The organism is Paenibacillus lutimineralis (assembly GCF_003991425.1).
Classification (GTDB): domain Bacteria; phylum Bacillota; class Bacilli; order Paenibacillales; family Paenibacillaceae; genus Fontibacillus; species Fontibacillus lutimineralis.
This window is the reverse complement of record NZ_CP034346.1, coordinates 2,507,916-2,527,089: the sequence shown is the minus strand read 5'-3', so window position 1 is coordinate 2,527,089 and position 19,174 is coordinate 2,507,916. Positions and strand designations below refer to the sequence as shown.

17 protein-coding genes and 1 pseudogene are annotated in these 19,174 nt (G+C 48.5%); 7 read left to right on the top strand and 11 right to left on the bottom strand.

The genetic code is table 11. The annotated features are described in order from the left end of the window. Positions 1-443 precede the first annotated feature (443 nt). On the bottom strand, positions 444-998 hold the full coding sequence (lepB, locus tag EI981_RS10700) for a signal peptidase I (RefSeq protein WP_126997953.1): 555 nt from the start codon (positions 996-998) through the stop codon (positions 444-446). Between the two features lie 200 nt (positions 999-1,198). On the opposite strand from lepB, the gene EI981_RS10695 reads away from it, so the two are divergent. After that, a complete protein-coding gene (locus EI981_RS10695; protein ID WP_126997951.1) occupies positions 1,199-2,110 on the top strand; it encodes a LysR family transcriptional regulator in 912 nt (303 codons plus the stop codon). Here EI981_RS10695 and EI981_RS10690 read toward each other — a convergent pair. Next, on the bottom strand, positions 2,098-2,913 hold the full coding sequence (locus tag EI981_RS10690; protein ID WP_193556448.1) for a carbon-nitrogen family hydrolase: 816 nt from the start codon (positions 2,911-2,913) through the stop codon (positions 2,098-2,100). The two genes, EI981_RS10695 and EI981_RS10690, sit on opposite strands and share 13 nt — an antisense overlap. 129 nt (positions 2,914-3,042) lie before the next feature. Between EI981_RS10690 and EI981_RS29520 the strand changes: the two genes are divergently transcribed. Then, entirely contained in the window at positions 3,043-3,930 is an 888-nt protein-coding gene (locus tag EI981_RS29520) for a cupin domain-containing protein (protein WP_227011791.1), read from the top strand. Positions 3,931-4,068: 138 nt separating this feature from the next. Here the strand turns inward: EI981_RS29520 and EI981_RS10680 are convergent, their stop codons facing one another. Together EI981_RS10680 and EI981_RS10675 are read right to left on the bottom strand one after the other, a co-directional pair. Beyond that, positions 4,069-5,388: an MFS transporter gene (locus EI981_RS10680; protein ID WP_126997949.1), complete on the bottom strand. Its 1,320-nt coding sequence runs from the start codon at positions 5,386-5,388 to the stop codon at positions 4,069-4,071. A gap of 28 nt (positions 5,389-5,416) precedes the next feature. After that, positions 5,417-5,917, bottom strand: a complete 501-nt coding sequence (locus EI981_RS10675; RefSeq protein ID WP_126997947.1) for an ArsR/SmtB family transcription factor — start codon at positions 5,915-5,917, stop codon at positions 5,417-5,419. A 556-nt stretch (positions 5,918-6,473) separates the two neighbouring features. Here EI981_RS10675 and proB point away from each other — a divergent pair. From proB to mtnB, 4 genes are all read left to right on the top strand, one after another. Next, positions 6,474-7,580: a glutamate 5-kinase gene (gene proB / locus EI981_RS10670; protein WP_126997945.1), complete on the top strand. Its 1,107-nt coding sequence runs from the start codon at positions 6,474-6,476 to the stop codon at positions 7,578-7,580. A gap of 49 nt (positions 7,581-7,629) precedes the next feature. Continuing rightward, positions 7,630-8,877 (top strand): glutamate-5-semialdehyde dehydrogenase, encoded by a 1,248-nt coding sequence (locus EI981_RS10665; RefSeq protein WP_126997943.1) that lies wholly within the window; start codon positions 7,630-7,632, stop codon positions 8,875-8,877. Between the two features lie 464 nt (positions 8,878-9,341). After that, positions 9,342-10,211, top strand: a complete 870-nt coding sequence (proC, locus tag EI981_RS10660; protein WP_126997941.1) for a pyrroline-5-carboxylate reductase — start codon at positions 9,342-9,344, stop codon at positions 10,209-10,211. 267 nt (positions 10,212-10,478) lie between these two features. Further along, entirely contained in the window at positions 10,479-11,123 is a 645-nt protein-coding gene (gene mtnB, locus EI981_RS10655; RefSeq protein WP_127004553.1) for a methylthioribulose 1-phosphate dehydratase, read from the top strand. Between the two features lie 252 nt (positions 11,124-11,375). On the opposite strand, the gene dhaK is transcribed toward mtnB, so the two are convergent. Continuing rightward, positions 11,376-13,136, bottom strand: a complete 1,761-nt coding sequence (gene dhaK / locus EI981_RS10650) for a dihydroxyacetone kinase subunit DhaK (RefSeq protein WP_126997939.1) — start codon at positions 13,134-13,136, stop codon at positions 11,376-11,378. Between the two features lies 1 nt (position 13,137). Then, the gene (locus tag EI981_RS10645; RefSeq protein ID WP_126997937.1) at positions 13,138-14,274 is read right to left on the bottom strand and encodes a glycerol dehydrogenase; all 1,137 of its coding nucleotides are present in this window, start codon (positions 14,272-14,274) and stop codon (positions 13,138-13,140) included. A gap of 206 nt (positions 14,275-14,480) precedes the next feature. Here EI981_RS10645 and EI981_RS10640 point away from each other — a divergent pair, with 206 nt between their 5' ends. Next, positions 14,481-15,533 (top strand): PocR ligand-binding domain-containing protein, encoded by a 1,053-nt coding sequence (locus tag EI981_RS10640; RefSeq protein ID WP_126997935.1) that lies wholly within the window; start codon positions 14,481-14,483, stop codon positions 15,531-15,533. 45 nt (positions 15,534-15,578) lie between these two features. Here the strand turns inward: EI981_RS10640 and EI981_RS10635 are convergent, their stop codons facing one another. The 5 genes and pseudogenes from EI981_RS10635 to EI981_RS10615 form a co-directional block, all read right to left on the bottom strand. Next, on the bottom strand, positions 15,579-15,917 hold the full coding sequence (locus EI981_RS10635) for a DUF1801 domain-containing protein (protein ID WP_126997933.1): 339 nt from the start codon (positions 15,915-15,917) through the stop codon (positions 15,579-15,581). 47 nt (positions 15,918-15,964) lie between these two features. Further along, a complete protein-coding gene (locus tag EI981_RS10630) occupies positions 15,965-16,363 on the bottom strand; it encodes a VOC family protein (RefSeq protein WP_126997931.1) in 399 nt (132 codons plus the stop codon). 157 nt (positions 16,364-16,520) lie between these two features. Beyond that, complete coding sequence (locus tag EI981_RS10625) at positions 16,521-16,934, bottom strand: YciI family protein (protein ID WP_126997929.1); 414 nt, start codon at positions 16,932-16,934, stop codon at positions 16,521-16,523. A 232-nt stretch (positions 16,935-17,166) separates the two neighbouring features. After that, positions 17,167-17,791, bottom strand: a pseudogene (locus tag EI981_RS10620) (undecaprenyl-diphosphate phosphatase). 245 nt (positions 17,792-18,036) lie between these two features. Next, entirely contained in the window at positions 18,037-19,140 is a 1,104-nt protein-coding gene (locus tag EI981_RS10615; RefSeq protein WP_126997927.1) for a DUF6677 family protein, read from the bottom strand. Between the last annotated feature and the right edge of the window lie 34 nt (positions 19,141-19,174).

The window sequence follows — 19,174 nt, the reverse complement described above, 5'->3', positions numbered from 1 at the left end:
CCACACAAGGATTCGAACATTGAACAAGTCAGCTACGGCAATTCTGCCATTATCCAGTGACTCGTATATTGAAATCAATATATCACTTAATTCTTCATTGTTCCAAGATATAATAACTATAATAACGATAGGTTTAACCTATAAGTAAGGGCTGGTGAAGCTGGGCAATCTACGCTTTGGCAGTGATTGAGGAGAAGGACCTTGGGGAATTAGGAGGTAACCAATTGCTAAATGACTTCTAACGAAACACAGTATCGCTATTAGCGCCGATAAGAGCAGTCCTAAATTGTAACGAAACTGGGTATCGCTATTTCACTAGATTAGTGGCTTTTAGACTGGATTTAGCCCAAATAAAGTTATGGTGTTTCGTTACAGACATGCGCCCCTGGCAAAATCAAAACAGGCACCCTTAACGGATGCCTGATAGAGTTCAATATTCAAATCTACTTGAAATCAATTCCCATCACATGATCCAGCGGTACTGGACCGATGCTGCGGCTGTCATTGCTATGATTGCGGTTATCCCCCATCACGAAAACATCTCCCTGTGGGACCTCCCAGGTTTGAGCCGGACCCAGGTTCATTTGTTCCTTTATGTAAGGTTCGCTTAGCTGAACCCCGTTGCGATACACATGGCCTTCCTTAACCTCGATCGTATCACCCGGCAGTCCGATGACTCTCTTGACATAGAAAATTTCATTATCCGCTTGGCCAGAAAATAAATTAATGATAGGATGCTCCAAAAAATCATCCATAAAAGTACGGCTCCGGTCCACACGACTATCTACAATAACGATATCTCCATACTTAGGAAGCTTATCTAGCGTGTGTTTGATCTTCCACGCATAGATCCGTTGACTGTCCTTCAACGTAGGCTCCATGGAATGACCATCCACTTTATAGGGTTGAATCACGAATATTCCAATTAATATGCTAAGCACAAATCCAATGATGATTGAAATGCCCCAGCCTTGAACCTCTTTCCATACTTTTCGCACACAAAATACCTCCCATGAGTTCTATACTCCTATTATACATAGAATGAATCGCCTATAACAAACATGTTCGACATTTATTACCGGAAGAGGATATTCTATCTGACTAATCATGCCTATATATCATATAATAGTTATAGGTAAAACAAATAAGAAGCGCAAATATGCACAATACTAAATCTATAAATCAAGAGAGGTACCGTATGGAACTAAGACAGCTGCAATATACCCTACAAATTGCTGAGGAGAAGAATTTCTCACGGGCGGCCGACAAGCTTCATATCGCCCAGCCTTCACTAAGCCAGCAATTATCCAAACTGGAGCAGGAGCTCGGTGTCAAATTGTTTCAGCGCAATACTAGCACGGTGGAGCTGACCTATGCCGGTGAGAGCTTCATTGAACATGCCCGAAAGATTATGGATGCCGTTAAGGAGCTGCGTCAGGAAATGGACGATATCTCCCAGCTTCGCGCCGGCCGCGTCGTGATCGGCAGTATGCCGATTACTGGCTCGCATCTGCTTCCGTATGTACTGCCCGCCTTCAAGGTCGCTTACCCAGACATTGACATCGTACTGCGGGAAGATACCTCACTTAATCTGGAGAAGCTGACGGCTGGCGGCGGCACCGATCTGAGCCTGCTCTCCCTGCCACTGCAGGAGCCGACGCTAACCTACGAGCCGATTGGCGAAGAGCCGATCGATTTGGCAGTTCCCCCTCAGCATCCGCTGGCTAGTAAAGCCGGAGAACGAAATGGAATCTCATTGGCGGAGTTGAAGGACGAGCCCTTCATTGTATTGAAGAAAGGACAAGGCTTCCGGAAAATAACGATAGATCTGTGCCGCCAAGCCGGTTTCGAACCGAACGTCGTATTTGAGAGCAATAACATTGAGACCGTCCAGTCTTTAGTTGCTGCTGGGATGGGAATTACACTCGTTCCCCACTTCATAGCGAGAGCCAAGCGCAGTGAGCTAATTCCCGTGTATCTTCCACTCGCCGACCCTGCTCCTAGTCGGACACTCGTAATCGCCTATCGTAAAGGGCGCTATTTATCAAAAGCTGCAGAGGCCTTCATCGAGACGTTCAAGCAGACTCTGGCAGAACGCTACAGTTCATAAGCCGACGGTCGGCGATCCTTGAACACTGGAATCCGTTCTCGCACCTGATGGACGAGGGTCAGATCGAGCTGGCCGGTAATGATCCCCTCTGTCTCCCCGCCCTCGGCGATCCATTCCCCCCAGGGATCGATGATCGCCGAATGTCCAAAGAAATAATCATTGCCATTTCTGCCAGTCGTATTGCAGGCGATCACATACATTTGATTCTCGATGGCCCGTGCGGTCAACAAAGTGCGCCAGTGTTGCAGCCGTGGGTGCGGCCACTGGGCCGGCACGAACATGATTTGCGCCCCGTTCAGCGACAATGTACGGGCCAGTTCAGGGAAGCGGATATCATAACAGATCGACGCCCCGGCTCTTATCCCATCCAATTCAAAGGTAACCGCCTGATCTCCTGCCGCCATATACTTGTCCTCATTCATAAGTCCGAACAAATGAATCTTGGAATAGGCCGCTACTTCAGCGCCCGTCCGATCGAAGACCAGCATCGTATTGTATACCTTATCCTCTCTCTTCTCAGCAACGGATCCGGCAACGATATGAACCTTAAATTTGCGTGCAAATTCCGAAATCCAGCGCCGGCTCGCCAGTCCTTCAGGATCGGCAAGCTTATCAATTTGCTCAAGCGCGTATCCCGTATTCCGCATTTCAGGTAGAACGATAATATCGGGCTTCAAGGCGGCTTCTGCAGCCTGCTGCATTTTACTTTCCAGGACTTCTCGATTCCGATCCGGGTCACCTGCACTGATGTTAGTTTGAATTAGAGCAATTTGCCACATAGTCTTATCTTCCACTATTTTCATCCCCCTTCTAAAGGCATCTGCCAAACCTTCTAATCCTTGATCCTATCAAATAAAGCCCAATCACTCTTCTCTGGGCGGATGCATAGAATACTCCATCAATCGCAACCGAAAGGATGGAGAGAACAGCATATGTCTATCTCCTACATGGATTATACCTCACCCAATGTCCAATTTACGTATGACTTGAAGAACAACCTGTTCTTCAAGAAAGACAATCAGAATTATATTAATGTCTTGTCAATCAATCAATTGAACACGCTTGGGAACAACTCACTGCTAGATATATTTCTTAGCAATGGCGGCACGGTAGAGCCCCATTATCATCAGAACGCTTCCGAATTAGTCTATTGTATTGCCGGATCGGCCGTCGTCTCACTGATCAACCCTTTCACGAACCAATTACTTCATTTTCCAATCACCCCGGGTCAGGTTGCCAATGTACCACAGGGCTGGTGGCATTATGAAATTGCAACAAGGGATAATACCCATCTGTTAGCCGTATTTGATGCGCCGATTCCTGAGGTTATTTTTGGTTCAGATATTCTAAGATTGACTCCTGCCAATGTGCTAGCTGACACGTACTGTCTGAATGAAGACGAGGTCAAGGAGACGCTCGCCCCTATCACTTCAACCATCATTGTTGGCCCACCCAAAGATTGCAAACCATCCGGCTCCTCAAACAATCAGAAACGCAGCAACCAAACAACACAATTCCAGAAGATGCCAAGCTCTACTCAACAAGGTGCGCATCAAAGCATGCCTCAGTGGACACAGCCGATTCAAGCTTATGGTGTCCCAACAGCTCCTCAGCCTGTAGCTTCCACGTTCCCCTCGCCATACCAGACTATGTCGCAGCAGATGCAGTCCTATTCGATATCAATTAGGCCTGAATGGACAGCAATGGCAAGCAGTTATCCGGCCTATGGAGGTCCGCAAGCAGGACAACAATCGCAGCAAGCAGCCCCGCTCCCATCCCCGGCTTACCCAGGTCTCCCGATGCCGCCGTTCCCACGCTAACTTACTATAAGATCACATACTCTACTACTGACATAAATAGAAAATAGCTGCGAGTACGCAGCTATTTTCTATGTTCAAGCAAGATAATGCTCTCAAATGAGGGTAGAGCTAGCAATTCGACTGACCTCAGCACTCATTCTATATCGAGGTAGAGGCTGAGGCAGACGCCGGGCTTGCAGACGCAAACCAGGATGTATCAACCTGCTCTACCGCTGGAAGTCTTCGGGTGACCGGATCAAGCAGCCAACATATACCTACAATGAGTACAGTAATTCCACAGCCAGCAATCACTGTTGAACTTGCCGCGATAACCCCCAGACTGCCGCCAATCAGATTGCCGAGCGGCATAACAATACCGCTAATGGCCGAAGCCGCTGCGAAGACAGTACCCAGGTTTTTCTCTGGCACGCCTTTTTGCAGTACCGTGTTAACAATAACGTTGGTCACTCCCCCCGGAAACCATACCAAACCGTAGACCAAAACTACAAGCCAGATATAGTGGCCGAATATGCTAAGGAACCAGACAGTTCCTGCTAGACAAAAGGCCGTGGCAAAAAGATACCCCAAACGCACACGTTCCAGTTTCATATAAGGGGCAAGAATAGCTCCCAGCAAGCTTCCGCAGGCCTGCGACATCAGCAGGAATCCATAGATATCCGCTCCGCCGAGACTATTTGCAAAAGCGGGCATTACTGTAAAGGTAGCTCCCCCGGCCGCATTAATGACAATTACGCCGAACAGAATACGCGACAGCGGTGTAGCAACGATCAGTCTAATTCCTTCTTTCATATCTGATATGTAGCTTTTTACATGATTACGAGCTGGTACGGAGTGATTCCCTTCGTTTTTGTCAGCAGGTTTCTCTCTGTCATTCGTTGAATTGGTGTTGGAAGTTCTGATTCTTAGTTGAGTAAATAGCAGAGCTCCAATAAAGAAGCCCAGCGAATTCCATAGGTAGAGCGAGACTGCGCCGAGGACGATAATCAAAGCCCCGGATACCGCATTACAGGCCACCTCGATACCTTGGTAAGCAATAGAGAATAAGGAGTTGCCTTGAGATAGTTGTTTCTTATCGAGAATTTTCGGAAGAGCCGAGAGCTGCGCCGGATAGAACCACATATTTAATGTCGTAAGAATGGGGGTAATGGAGAGGACCAAGCCAACGGTTAGAAAGTCAAAATAATACGCAAACGGTACGATAAGCAGCAGTAATGCCTGACACAACTGCGTATATACAAGCAGCCCCCGCAGCGGAACACGGTCAGTTATCGGACCGGAGAAGAGTTGAATAACACGGGGAAGGATCGATAGAAATCCTGCAAGCCCAGTATATAATGTTGAGCCTCCCAAGTTATATACCAACCACATGGCTGCTACCGCATATAAGCTATCGCCGATATTCGTTAGAATCCGGCCAACAAAAAGCAATGTGAAATTGCGGTTTTTAAATATTTCCACAGAATACCCCGCCTTCAGCAGTATAGAATTACTGATTGAGCTTTTCTGCCGAAACCACGTTGACGCCAATTGCATATTCCTCAGTATCATCCGACTTCGAAGTCGAGGAGATCGTAACCCATTTCTCAAGCAAGGACCTGAATTCCGTCAACATCTCTTCCCTTTGCTCAGGCGAGAGCTGCATACGCAAGCTGATTTTTGTCGCAGAAGCTGCTTCGTAACCATCAGCCAGCACAGGATCGATCATATTGGCCCCCCGGGTATTGAACCACTTGGCCTTCGATTGATAGTATTTCTCCACGATTCCCCCTACGGTTCGGGTGTTGACCAGATCGATCAGCCCACCCTCATATAACTTCTGGATATGGTAGTGGATACTGCCAGGAGATTCTCCCAATTCGTCAGCCACTTGCTTGGAGGTTTTGGCGGTGTCAACCATGGCTCTAATAATTTTAATTCGCTGCGCGCTGCCCAGTAGCTTCGCCTGTGCTAAGGAGATATCTAGAAACTGCGATTGTTCCTTGTTCATGTTAAAGCCTCCCCATTTGGATGCAGAAATCAATCTGTAATTCTAATTCGATCTGTTAATTTAGTTCGATCTAAAAAATTAGATCAATTATGTATTGATATTAATCCACCTTTTTCCATCTGTCAATAGACCCTTCAAATAAATCTCATATCGGTAAATTCAGAGCGTGTTCCGAGAACAGTTTGACCTGCACTTCTTTTCAAGCCCGGCGACACATGGTATTCTAGCATTAACAAGAAAACCTCTACCTGCGTATTCTCGGAGAATGATCGATTACATATGTGGAATATATAAACGTGATGACGGGACCAAGTACAAGAGCGATGCGGACCATAGAGAGCAGATTCCACGGCTGCAAGAATTTGCACTTCGCACTCTTCGAAACCTACCCCCGAGCGGCCGCTCGCCAAGAGCGGACAGTGCCCCTGTTACCGGGTAATCAAGTTGGATGAGTCAATCATCAATTAAGGTGGTACCGCGGAAGTAAAACTTTCGTCCTTTGCGAGCAAAGGCGGAAGTTTTTTTGTATATTAACTTATCTTTGGGAGTGAACTCCATGCTAAGACGCATCGTTGTCAAAATAGGCAGCAGCTCATTAACCTCTTCGGAAGGGGGATTAAACCGGAAAGCGATCGACTTCTTCTCCTCCGAGCTGGCTGCCCTGAAAGCTGAAAATTACCAGATCCTGCTCGTCACCTCCGGAGCGGTCGCAGCGGGATTCCGCGAGATCGGATATGCCGAGCGGCCGAAGCTGCTGCATGAGAAGCAGGCCGCGGCAGCCGTCGGCCAAGCGCTGCTGATGCAGAACTATCGCGAGGCTCTGACTGTACACGGCGTATCAGCCGCGCAAGTTCTACTAACTCGCTCCGATTTTCAGAACCGTAAACGGATGGGCAACGCCAGTATGACGCTGGAAGAACTGCTTGGCCGAGGTGTCATTCCCATCATCAATGAGAACGATACGGTATCTATTGATGAATTGAAATTCGGTGATAACGACACGTTATCCGCCCTAGTCGCCAATTTGATTAAGGCGGATCAATTGATCATCCTGACGGATATGAACGGACTATATACGCAAGATCCGCGTATTGATCCGTCAGCCCAGCGCATTGACCATGTGCAGGAGATCGATGATGACATTTATAAAATCGCTGGCGGTGCCGGAACCTCTGTCGGAACCGGAGGTATGCGCTCCAAGATCGATGCGGCCAAGATCGCCTCGCGCGGAGGGGTTCCTGTCTTCATCGGTAAGCTCAATCAACCGGGGCAACTGGCGCAAACCGTGAACGGCCAGGGGCAGGGAACCTACTTCGAAGCAAATGACTCGGTGCTGCCACGCAAGAAGCAGTGGCTCGGCTTCCTCTCGATTCCGATCGGTACATTGACGGTCGATGCCGGCGCAGAAGAAGCGCTGATTCATGGGGGACGCAGCCTGCTACCAGTCGGGGTACGTGAATCGACCGGACATTTCCAGGCCGGGGATGTCGTTGAAGTCGTGAACCCGGACGGCGAGATTCTCGGGCGCGGCATTGTGAACTATGATGCTGATCAAATGCAGGACATCATGGGACTGCCAAGCTCGGAGGTTGTGAAGACGATGAACAGCGTCCATCGTCTGGAGGTCATACATCGCGACGAGTGGATTTCATTGAAAGCTTGATCATCTAGGTATTTAGGCAATTCATATAAATTCTAAGGAGGTATTTCAAATGAGTGAAGTGAGACAGAAAGCACAACTTGCAGGTAAGGCCTGCTCCGCCCTGAGCGGACTGACTACCGCACAGAAGAACGAAGCGCTGCTTGCAGCGGCCAATGCGCTGGTGGTGAACAACGAGGCGATCATTGCCGCAAACCAGGAGGATCTTGACCGCGGACGCAGCAATGGAACAAATGAATCCCTGCTCGACCGACTCGCCCTGAATGAACAGCGCATTCAAGGTATCGCAGAAGGACTGAGACAGATTGTCTCGCTTCCGGACCCAATCGGTGAATTGCTGGAGACGTTCGAACGCCCGAATGGATTGCATATTGTGAAGCGCCGCGTTCCACTTGGCGTCATCGGTATGATCTATGAAGCTCGGCCAAATGTGACGGTTGATGCCATCGGCCTCTGCCTGAAGACGGGTAACGCCGTTGTCCTTAGAGGCGGATCAGCTGCCATTGCCTCCAACCGTAAGATCGTCGAGATCATCCATGAAGCATTGGATTCGACTTCTATTCCACGCGATGCGGTGCAATTGATCGAGGATTCCAACCGTTCCTCGGTGGACGAGATGCTGAAGCTGAATGGCCTGCTTGACGTCGTTATACCTCGTGGCGGCAGCTCACTCATTCAGAACGTTGTTAACAACGCCACCGTTCCGGTCATTGAGACAGGCGCAGGCATCTGTCACACTTATCTGGATGCCACTGCAGATGCAGTGATGGCGACAGACATTACGCTCAATGCCAAGGTACAGCGCCCTTCTGTATGCAACTCGATGGAGACGATGCTCGTTCATCAGGATTTCGCCGCTGCGCATCTGTCTGCTTTGGCGCAGCGCTTCAGCGAAGCAAACGTAGAGCTCAGAGGCTGCGAACAGACGAGAGCTCTCGTTGATTGGGCTAAGCCGGCAACCGATGAGGATTATGCAACTGAATACAACGACTATATTCTTAACGTTAAGATCGTCAAGGATCTGGATGAAGCGCTGGCCCATATCGCCCGCTTCAGCACGAAGCATTCCGAGTGCATCGTGACAGAGGATCTGCATCATGCCGAGCGCTTCCTGCAAGAAGTAGATGCGGCTGCCGTCTACCATAATGCCTCCACCCGCTTCACGGATGGCTTCGAATTCGGCTTCGGCGCTGAGATCGGCATAAGCACACAGAAGCTGCATGCCAGAGGCCCAATGGGACTTCCAGCCTTGACATCAACCAAATATATCATTCACGGCAATGGCCAAATCCGTGGATAATCACATGGACTGCAGCCGTGTTGTCCAATTTCAATCATAGATTGATATCGGATAATCATAGCTATGATTATCCGGAAATTCTCTCTTTGCTTGGATAGAATGTTCAACAATTATATGGAGTTGTCAGCTCAGCGCAGCTAAATGGATCCATCTGACATGTAGCGGAAATACAGGACGTTATCGTTGCCGAAAAGCGAGTTAAGGCAAATCTAACGGAAATTGGGGAGCCTTATTACAGGCAATAATACTGAAATCATCTGATGGAACAGCGAATAACGGAATCTATTTCCGCTACATTTCCGAAGGTTTGAAGCTTGCAATATAACGGCTGTCTGTTCCGTTAGAGGTTGGAATTCAAGTACAAGCTGCGCTGATGCTGATCTGCCGCTTATTTTTAGTTACTCAGTCCCACATCGGGCATACTTAGACTATACCAATCCAGTTATCAAAGTGGAGGTCTTACCATGGTCACTAACGAGAACAAAAACACTCCAAATCCAGGTACGATCAGCTTCTACGGCGCCGGTTCCATGGCCGAAGCGATCGCCCGCGGACTCATTCATAACCAGGTAGCCAAGCCTGCCTCGATATCGATGCTGAATCGCAGCAATCAGGAGCGTCTGGCCTATCTGACGAATCAATATGGAGTAGTCACGAGCAATCAGGAGGAACAGAAGAACAAACTGTTGGAAGAAGCCTCCATCATCGTGCTAGCGATGAAACCGAAGGATGCCAAAGATGCGATCACTGCGATCTCTCCTCACCTCTCGAAGAAGCAGCTGCTCGTCTCCGTCATCGCTGGCTTGTCCATCGAGACGATTCAGAAGCTGCTTGGCTTCGCCGCCCCGATTGCCAGAACGATGCCGAACACCTCAAGCTCCATTGGCTACGGGGCAACCGGGATCGCCTTCTCTGACGAAGTCAGCGAAGAACAGAAACAGCAGGTACTGACGATGTTCGAGGCGGTCGGAACCGTCTCGGTCATTCCGGAAGAGGAAATGGAAATTCTGACCGGTGTTTCAGGCAGCGGCCCGGCCTATGTCTACTTCCTGATGGAAGCGATGATCGCTGCCGGTATGGAGGGCGGGCTGTCGCCAGAGCAAGCGCGGGAATTAACGATACAGACCGTGCTCGGCGCGGCTGTAATGATGCGTGAGACCGGCGAGGACCCGGCCAAGCTGCGCGCAGATATTACATCACCAAATGGCTCGACCCAGGCCGCATTGGATGTACTGCGTGAGGGTAGTTTTACAGAGACAGTCAAAGCCGCCGTCCGCAGAGCAGAGGAACGCTCGCGTGAGATGGGGCAAGCCGTGAAGGACACGTTGCAATAAGCTGTTCCAGACGACTGACACCATACTGTATCTACAAGGCCAAGTCAGTTCCAATCTTGTGCCAAGGAATGGTCTCCCCCTGAAGTAGGCCCGATCCTTCCCCGCCGGATCAGGCCAACTTCAGGGGGACATATGGTCGGCAGGGATATTATTTTTCTAGCAATTATGTATTCACTTCAAATCAGCTAGGGACTTAGCGAGCAGGCATATATTTGATCTAACGAGTTAGAAGAGATTTGCATCTTTAAGGAGGGACAGTAGTCAATGATGGCCTTTGCACAAATTACCTTGGAAGAGAAGCAAGCCAGGCTTGCCGAGCTTAAAGACGTAAAAGAACAATTGGCTGCCAGGGGCTGGTTCCCAGGTACAAGCGGCGATTTATCTGCTTGTGTCGGCAAGTATGCTCCAGACGAATTTTATTTTGCGATCACTTCTAGCGCCAAGGATAAAGCGATGCACACACCGGAGGATTTTCTGTTCGTTGATGCTGTGGGCGAAGCTTGCGAGACAACCTCTCTTAAGCCAAGTAGGGAAAGCTTGATTCACGCTAAAATCTACCGAATGACCGGCTGCAGTGCTATTTTCCATGTACATACGGTGTTTAATAATTTGATTAGCGAATTTTACGGGGATCAAGGATTCATCCCCGTGCAGGGCAACGAACTGATCAAAGAGCTCGGAATCTGGGAAGAGAATGCAGCGATTGAAATTCCCGTACTACCTAACTATGTAGATATCCCTTCCATTGCCAAACTGGTGCCCGGAGCCATCCATTCCGATATTCCCGGATTCGTATTGCGCAATCATGGCATTTATGCCTGGGGCAACAGCATCTGGGAAGCCAAACGGCATTTGGAAGCCTTCGAATTTATTTTTGAACTGGAATATCGACGACTCGCCTTGCTTCGATGATCTGCTTTTAAACGCCTCTTACTTTTGGTATGAAATTGTAGACGCCTCTTAGATACAATCGCCCGAGGACCCGCAGCTCCCGGCGTGCGGTGTGGCATCGCATGACGGTGGTCATTTCTCTGTCTTATTACCCCCACTGCTTGTAAATATCTAATAAAACAGCCCTCGTTGGATGTTTCCTAACGAGGGCTGTTTTTGCAATTGTTTGGGCATTCACTGGAATAAGGCGAATCTCTCCAAAAACAGTTCGTTTTATTTCATTGCCTTCGCCAGCTCCGTAAAAATAACCCCAAGCGCGTACGCACCAGCATCCGGGTAACCGATGCTCCGTTCACCTACCGTGCCAGCTCGGCCCATCCGGGCTACGATCTCCGCTGTCTTCTGCGCACCTTGAACTGCAGCCTCGGCCGCCTTAACAGCCGCCTGCTTCAGATTATCGCCTTGCTCAGCACTCTTCGTCCACTGGTCCGCAAGCGGCACAAGCGCATCGATAAGTGTCTTGTCGCCAACGACGGCTCCCCGGCCAAAGGACCTCTCACCCGTATCCTGGATTCCTTTGACTACGGCCTGCATCATATCGGCAACCTCGCTGACGGACAGCTCCTGCTTCTGCTGAGCATACTTGCCGGCGGCCCGGAAGCCCGATCCCCAGATCGGTCCAGAGGCCCCGCCGCAGTGCTCCATAATAACGAGCGAGCAGGCGTCAAGGAAATCGCCGATATTCTGTTGATGGTGAGTGATAATCTCATTCCACTCCACTTTTAACTGCTTGAAGCCTTTGGCCACACTCATTCCAAAGTCGCCGTCACCCGCGTGAGCGTCAAGCTCACAGAACGGAACTTCATTTTCGATAATGACCTCACTCATTTGATCGATTAGGTAGACGATATTTTGCAACGATAGCCGATCGTTCTGAATGACTGCTGCCGCAGGGTCGGTCTCGTTCTTATATGATACTTCGCCTGCCACTTTCTCCTCACGGATGACCTCTGTATAATTTACCGGCTCGAACGGGCCTTTAACCGCTAATGTCGGTGTATCGCAAGGTGCAGACAACCATTTCTTCAGCGTATCGTCGAGCTTCATGATGGTTACCGAGGCACCGGCCATATCAATGCTTGTCATGTAGTTGCCGACAAACGTCTTGAACACCCGCTTGTTCTTCGCCGTCAATTCCCGAATAACCGAATTGTTCAGCAAATACAGCTCTTGAAGCGGTGTAGCACCGAACCCGTTAATCAATACGGCGACTTCCTGCTCCGTCTGATCATTGAGGTGCAGATTGTCCAACAGCGATTCGACCATGCGCTTTGCCAATTCATCAGCAGACACCAGCTCTTCCCGGCGAATGCCCGGCTCACCGTGAATCCCTACCCCGAATTCCATCTCATGATCTTCGATTTGGAAGGTAGGAGTACCCTTGGCTGGCACCGTGCTGGAGGTAAAAGCAAAGCCAAGACTGCGCACATTGTCAATCGCGTGCAGAGCCGCTTCCTTCACTTCAAGCAATGATAAGCCTGCCTCGGCAGCCGCTCCTGCAACCTTATGAACGAGTACCGTTCCGGCGACGCCCCTTCTCCCTACCGTATAGAGACTATCTTCAACAGCGATATCATCGTCCACCTTGACATAATCCACCTCAAGGCCGTCTTCGCTAGCAAGATGAGCTGCATTTTTAAAATTCATAATATCGCCGCTATAGTTCTTAATGATCAACAGAGTTCCTTTGCTACCTGCCGTATTGCGAATCGCTTGATATACCTGGATTTGCGATGGAGAAGCGAATACGTCGCCACATACGGCCGCATCCAGCATTCCGCTGCCTACAAATCCGGCATGAGCGGGCTCATGCCCACTCCCACCGCCACTGATCAGCGTCACTTTATCGGGATTGGTCTTCTTTTTGGAAATGACCTTGAATTTATAATTGAAATCCAGTTCAGGATGCGCCAGCACTAACCCGTTGCACATTTCCCGAACCAAGGTTTCAGGCTTGTTCATAATTTTTTTCATCTTAAACCTCCTTAGTTAATTTATATTGACGTCCTAAATGGTCAGCAGCCATAATCGCCGACGCAACCGCGTCTTCGGAAATCGGGAACGGCATCGAGTGGATGGACTCTTCAGCGATACATGCTTTCTTAGCCACTTCAAGCAGTTCCTCATAGGTCACATGCTCTACACCGATATCTGCCAGACATACCGGGAGGCCGATGGAGAGGGAGAAATCCAGCACTTCTTTCATTTCTGCCCGGTCGGCATTTTCAAGCACTAATTGGGCAATCGTACTGAAGGCAACCTTCTCCCCATGGTAATAATGATGCGTCCCTTCTAGAGCTGTTAGGCCGTTGTGAATGGCATGAATCGCAGCCAGTCCGCCGCTTTCAAAGCCTAATCCTGATAACAGAATATTCGTCTCTACGATATTCTCCAGAGCCGGGGTCACAATATTCTGATCACAGGCCAGCTTGGCCTTATAACCGTTCTCCAGCAAGGTCTCATAACATAGCTTGGCGAGTCCCAGCGCTGTAATCGTCCCTTTGGCATCACCGCATACGCCTTCGCGGACACCGCACGGCAATCCGGCGTTCACATTGGAATACGAATTTGCTGTAGCTCTAGCCTCAAAATAAGTCGAGAGTGCATCTCCCATCCCGGCAACGAGAAATCTCGTCGGCGCTTGAGCAATGACTGTCGTATCGATCATGACTACACTCGGACTTTGCTTAAAATACGCATAATCATCGAATTCTCCCTCTGGAGTATAGAGAACGGCGGAATGGCTTGTTGGTGCATCGGTGGCCGCGATCGTCGGTACGATGATCAGAGCCTCGCCTTCAGCTACACATTTTGCCGTATCAATCGCCTTGCCGCCGCCAAGACCAATCGTACATGCACAGTTATGCTCCTTCGCCAACGCCTGCAATCTAGCTACTTCCGGACGCGAACATTCCCCATGAAATCCGCTTTCTACAAAGGTAATGTCGAATTTATGTTTAGTTGCCTCAAGCTTGTCCTTCACTCGTGCTACATCATCAGGATGTGCAATTAACAGTGCAGAATCACCAAATGTCTTCACAAAATAGCCCAGATTTAACAGTTCATTTTCCCCTTGCACATATTTCGTTGGACTAATAAACGCTCTTCTCATCTTACATCCTCCTCAAATCGTTTATACATTAATTATAGGATGCACTATTTTGAGAAGCATGAAACAAAGAGCTCGATTTAAAGCGTTTTCTTATCGTGTTTTCTTGTCATTGTTCTATGTAATCGTATTTTCTTGTCCTCTAATAGAACAATTCGCTATAATAAATATAGTGTGTGTTTCTATTACTTAAACTGGAGATGACAACCATGTCCAAATCCCGATTTGACTTAGAAGAGATTATAGATCTGGGGAAATGGGAAAAGCTGCAGGATGCTCTATCGCTTGTGACGAAGATGGCCATTCTGACGGTTGATTATAAGGGTATTCCTGTGACCAAACACAGCTACTGTCAGCCCTTCTGTCAAGGGGTACGTCAGGACTCCCATCTCTCGCAATATTGTCAAAAATGTGATGCCCGCGGCGGGCTTGAAGCCGTCCGTCAGAATAAACCATATATCTATTTATGCCATTTCAATATTATCGATATCGCCATACCGATCATTATCGACAATCAATATCTTGGTGCTATTATGGCCGGTCAGCTTAAGCTGCGTGAACCTGATATGCCTCTGCTGGAACAGGTCGTATCGCGACCTCCCAATGTTGAGACCTATCGCAAGTTCCAAGCGCTAGAGGAGCATTACAATGCTTTGCCGGTCTTATCTTATGATGAAGTGACGAAATGCGTGGACCTGCTGCTGCAATTAAGCACTTATATCGTGGAAGAAGCGATTCAGAAGCATACGACCGTCGATCTGTACAAAGGAATGCTGACCTCAAATTTAGACGCTTCCAGTCCCAATTCTAGCCAAGTACTAGACCCATCCGACCGTACATATCGTAAAATTCAATCGATCCAGCAGGAGTTGTCGGGGGCGTTAATCAACACGAAGTTAAAAAACGGAGCTGACAGATTCATCTCCTCGAATTCTGTACTCCAACCTGCCTTTGATTATATTTATGCGCATAAACAGGAGAGCTTCGGCTTGAAGGAGATGGCTAAGCTCTGTCATCTCAGTCCCAGCTACTTCAGTCGGATCTTCACCAAGGAGACGGGAGAGACTTTCTCGGTCTTCATTGCCAGATTGAAGATTGAATGGGCCAAGCAGCTACTTGAATCCACCGATTTGTCGGTTAATCAAGTGAGTGATGATCTGGGCTTCTGCGATGCGGGCTATTTCATTAAGACGTTCAAGAAGTTTGAGAGCCTCACCCCTGCCGTGTACCGAAGCATGTACAAAGGATTGTCTGCAAAATAACCCTCCATCATTTTAAATGATCGAAGGGTTATTTCTAGTGGATGGTTATATACTCGTAGCCTGGGTAACAAGATTCGCCAGCTGCTCCGAGTCATAAGCTTGCCCCTGGCGCAGCTTCAACGTTTTTCGCTCAGGAGGACCATCGAATATTCCTTCGGGAAATTCAATCCCCGCCGGATTAAAAATCGTAAAGCTGACCGCATCCTTGGAGGTGGAAATGACAGCGGCATATTTTCCATTCTTCAAGAAATGAGGCTTCTTATATTGAAGACGCTCCTGGGCATCCGGGATTGCCTGATAAACCAACTCACGTAAGCTGATCGCTACTTCCTTTTGCCAAGTCTCCTTGATTTCATTGATAAAGTCCGTGACCTCTTGATTCATATCATCTTCCCCCTTAGGTATAAAATAGAGTTCTTCCAAATCTATGATCAGATTGTTGTAGCAAACTGCCACGTAACACCGAATCGGTCCAAGATTTCACCATAACAGGCTCCCCATGGCTGAAGCTCGAACGGATAACGGATCTCTCCGCCTTCCCTAAGTTCTGCAAAGGCCTGTCTCGCCTCCGTCTCATCCTCGAAAGTCAATGACAGACTTATGTTGCGGTTGCCCTCCACAGGTTCAAAAATATCGCTAAAGAATAGTATATTTCCTCCTGCCAAAGATAAAACCATATGCATCACTTTATCTTTAATCTCTTCAGGAGTACCTGGCACCTCACCATATGTCTTGATCGCTAGGATCTCGCCGCTAAGTACCTTTTTGTAAAACTCCGCCTGAGTTCTTGCATCCTCCGACATCAGATAAGGAACTAGTTTTGCATTCATTTCAACGACCTACCTTTCACCATTTATTAGATTGAAACCTGCGTGCTTCAAACTGCTTGGAAGCCGTTTCTATCTAAACGACGAATGGGAAATCGCAAAATCGACAACAACCAAAAATATTTTTTTAAAAACATGTCTTATTCCATTTTGCCTACGTTCATAATCCGAACTGCCCTTTGATCTTAGCTTGGGTGTCCGCGTCGGACGATAACTCTTCCGGGTCAAATATTTGCCGCAGCTCGATCTCTCCTTGCCCTTGACCATGCGGGTCCGGCATACGCAGCGCCCATTCAATTGCCTCTTCCCGTGAATTCACCTCGATCAGGGTATAGCCTGCAATAATCTCCTTCGATTCGGTGAACGGCCCGTCCACCATTTTTGGCTTTCCTCCGGGCTCCGGATAGGAAATACGGATTCCGCCCGAGCTCGGCCGCAGACCGTCTGCGGCCACTAGAACGCCAGCCTTTGCCAATTCCTCGTTATACCTGAGCATCGCCTCCAGAAGCTCCGGACTGGGCTTCACGCCAGCCTCGGAATCGGATGTAGCTTTGACAATCATCATAAATCGCATTATTGGCCTCCTGTCCCGTTTGCATGTCATTCAAATTCTTAGATGCATGTTTCACCCTATATATTTCTTTGTCTGGAAAATAAATACCTGCATTTTCATTTTAAATCTATGGCTCTCGTATCTTATCGAAGTTTGATTCTAATGCACGAACCCCCCGCCGGATTAACCGACAGAGGGTCCAAAGAGCTGTATGCAGATCATTTTTACTTCAGAAATCTTCCAGGCAACTATTCTAGAAATATACAAACCAGATGACGACTGCCAGTAATATTCGATACACCGCAAACGGGACCAGCTTCACCCGGTTAATCAGCTTCAGGAAGAAGCGGATCGACAGCAAAGCGAACAAGAAGGCCGCGATAAATCCAACGATGAAGAAGGGCAGAGCGTCGAGTGTGAAGTACTGCCAATTCTTAATTAATGAGAGCGCACTGGCACCGGCCATGATCGGCACCGCCATAATGAATGTAAAGTCCGCGGCCGCTCGGTAGCTAAGTCCAAGCAGTACGCCGCCAGATATGGTCGATCCGGAACGCGAGAAGCTTCAGGCGTCTCCCTTGATACCGCCCAGACATACTCCCACTCCTCGGCTCTCCCCGTCCCTTGGCTTTGAACCGAGACAGCCCAAGCATATCGATGAAGCGATCTTTAAATACGACAAGCACGGCCAGAATGGACCCGAGCTGAACCACTACCTTGAACGTGTTAGCGACATATTTAGAGGTGAAGATCAGATCAGTCTTCAGCCACATATCGTCGACGATAATCATATGCCCCGTAGACGAGACCGGAGCAAATTCTGTCAGCCCTTCTACAATACCGAGAATAAATGCTTTTATAAGTGAAATGATATCCATTTGCTTGCTTTCGCTCCTAAGCTATAAAGATTGGGTTGCTCTAGGACTGCACTTTTTTTCGTTTGCGCAAGAACAGCACGACAAAGGCGAGTGCACCCACAGCGATCACTGCATAGGCGATATGGGAATAGACATCAATATAAAAATAGAGAGGCTACAGCTCTTTGGGAGCGAAGCCTCTAATATTAAACGCTTATGTTCTGGTTAAAGTTAGCACAGTCAGTGATCACCCTCGATTCATCGCCTCAGAGTACCGATTTATTCCGCGTGCCAGCAGACAGCAACTTCAATCCTCCGCCGATTAACAGGAAAGCAATCAGGGCAGGACGCAAATATTCGTATACAAAGTAAGTGATGCGAAGTCCCGGGAAATACTTCTCGATCATCGGAACCAGCAGATCCATAGAGACATAATAGACTCCTAACAGAATCAGAATGATGCCAAGCCAGTGCTGATAATTTCCTTTGCTACCGATTAATGGCCGATCCTCTAGCGGCAAAATGCCATAACGACTAATATGCTGCAGCCCATCGAAAAGACTGAAGAACCAGATGATTGGAATCACGAATAGAAATACTTTTAAACGCAGTACATCGATCACATAGAAGCTGCCGAGGAACAGCACCATTAATTGCAAACCACGCTTCTGAAGACCGAGATACATTTGACCCGCACCTGGAAACGCCGATAGCAAGGTGGCAAGAATTTTGCTTCGTCTGCCGTCGATCCGGCCGGATTCCCATTCATCGAACAAATTGCGGTCCTGGATAATCCCCCCCGCCTGCTTGCGGTGAACGAGCCCTACTGCATCGAACATAGAATAGAGCCAGATGATTGGCAGCAGCCCAAGGAACAGAAGAAACACCGACTCATGTGTTATGCCCGTCACGAACAGCAGCATTGTAAACAGTCCGAAGAACGAGATCAGGAAGGACAGCCCTCTCTGCATCAGTCCCAACTGGAAATGGCCGAGGCCAGGCACGAACGAGAGCAGAATAATGAAGAAACGCTCCGTATCCTTATCTTTTTGACTCATCGGTGGAGGAATAATTCCCAATGGATCAAGCGGATCTGCAACAATAGGCTGCTGAATGACAGCCGGCTCCCGCAGCAGCACGATAATAAGATCGAGCATGGAGATGCACCAGAGAATAAACGCTGCAACAGCGGTTATACCAAGGAATACTTCCTCTCTTGATGCTATTGCTAATAGAATTCCGAACAAAATCCCCCCAAAGAAAAATACCGGGTAGAGCACGCCTCTTACCTTCTTCCCCCAATAAAGATGCCCCAGGCCGGGAATCAGGTTTAATATAAGCGCAAGCAAGCGATTGCGATAATGTGCCAATGTCATTCCTTCCTTTCTGTATCAAGTATTAGTC

Bases quoted from the DNA above. Each gene is read 5' to 3' on its own strand.
- EI981_RS10695 (WP_126997951.1), top strand. From the start codon at position 1,199: ATGGAACTAAGACAGCTGCAATATACCCTACAAATTGCTGAGGAGAAG.
- EI981_RS10690 (WP_193556448.1), bottom strand. From the start codon at position 2,913: ATGAAAATAGTGGAAGATAAGACTATGTGGCAAATTGCTCTAATTCAA.
- EI981_RS29520 (WP_227011791.1), top strand. From the start codon at position 3,043: ATGTCTATCTCCTACATGGATTATACCTCACCCAATGTCCAATTTACG.
- EI981_RS10675 (WP_126997947.1), bottom strand. From the start codon at position 5,917: ATGAACAAGGAACAATCGCAGTTTCTAGATATCTCCTTAGCACAGGCG.
- proB (WP_126997945.1), top strand. From the start codon at position 6,474: ATGCTAAGACGCATCGTTGTCAAAATAGGCAGCAGCTCATTAACCTCT.
- EI981_RS10665 (WP_126997943.1), top strand. From the start codon at position 7,630: ATGAGTGAAGTGAGACAGAAAGCACAACTTGCAGGTAAGGCCTGCTCC.
- proC (WP_126997941.1), top strand. From the start codon at position 9,342: ATGGTCACTAACGAGAACAAAAACACTCCAAATCCAGGTACGATCAGC.
- mtnB (WP_127004553.1), top strand. From the start codon at position 10,479: ATGGCCTTTGCACAAATTACCTTGGAAGAGAAGCAAGCCAGGCTTGCC.
- dhaK (WP_126997939.1), bottom strand. From the start codon at position 13,136: ATGAAAAAAATTATGAACAAGCCTGAAACCTTGGTTCGGGAAATGTGC.
- EI981_RS10645 (WP_126997937.1), bottom strand. From the start codon at position 14,274: ATGAGAAGAGCGTTTATTAGTCCAACGAAATATGTGCAAGGGGAAAAT.
- EI981_RS10640 (WP_126997935.1), top strand. From the start codon at position 14,481: ATGTCCAAATCCCGATTTGACTTAGAAGAGATTATAGATCTGGGGAAA.
- EI981_RS10635 (WP_126997933.1), bottom strand. From the start codon at position 15,917: ATGAATCAAGAGGTCACGGACTTTATCAATGAAATCAAGGAGACTTGG.
- EI981_RS10630 (WP_126997931.1), bottom strand. From the start codon at position 16,363: ATGAATGCAAAACTAGTTCCTTATCTGATGTCGGAGGATGCAAGAACT.
- EI981_RS10625 (WP_126997929.1), bottom strand. From the start codon at position 16,934: ATGCGATTTATGATGATTGTCAAAGCTACATCCGATTCCGAGGCTGGC.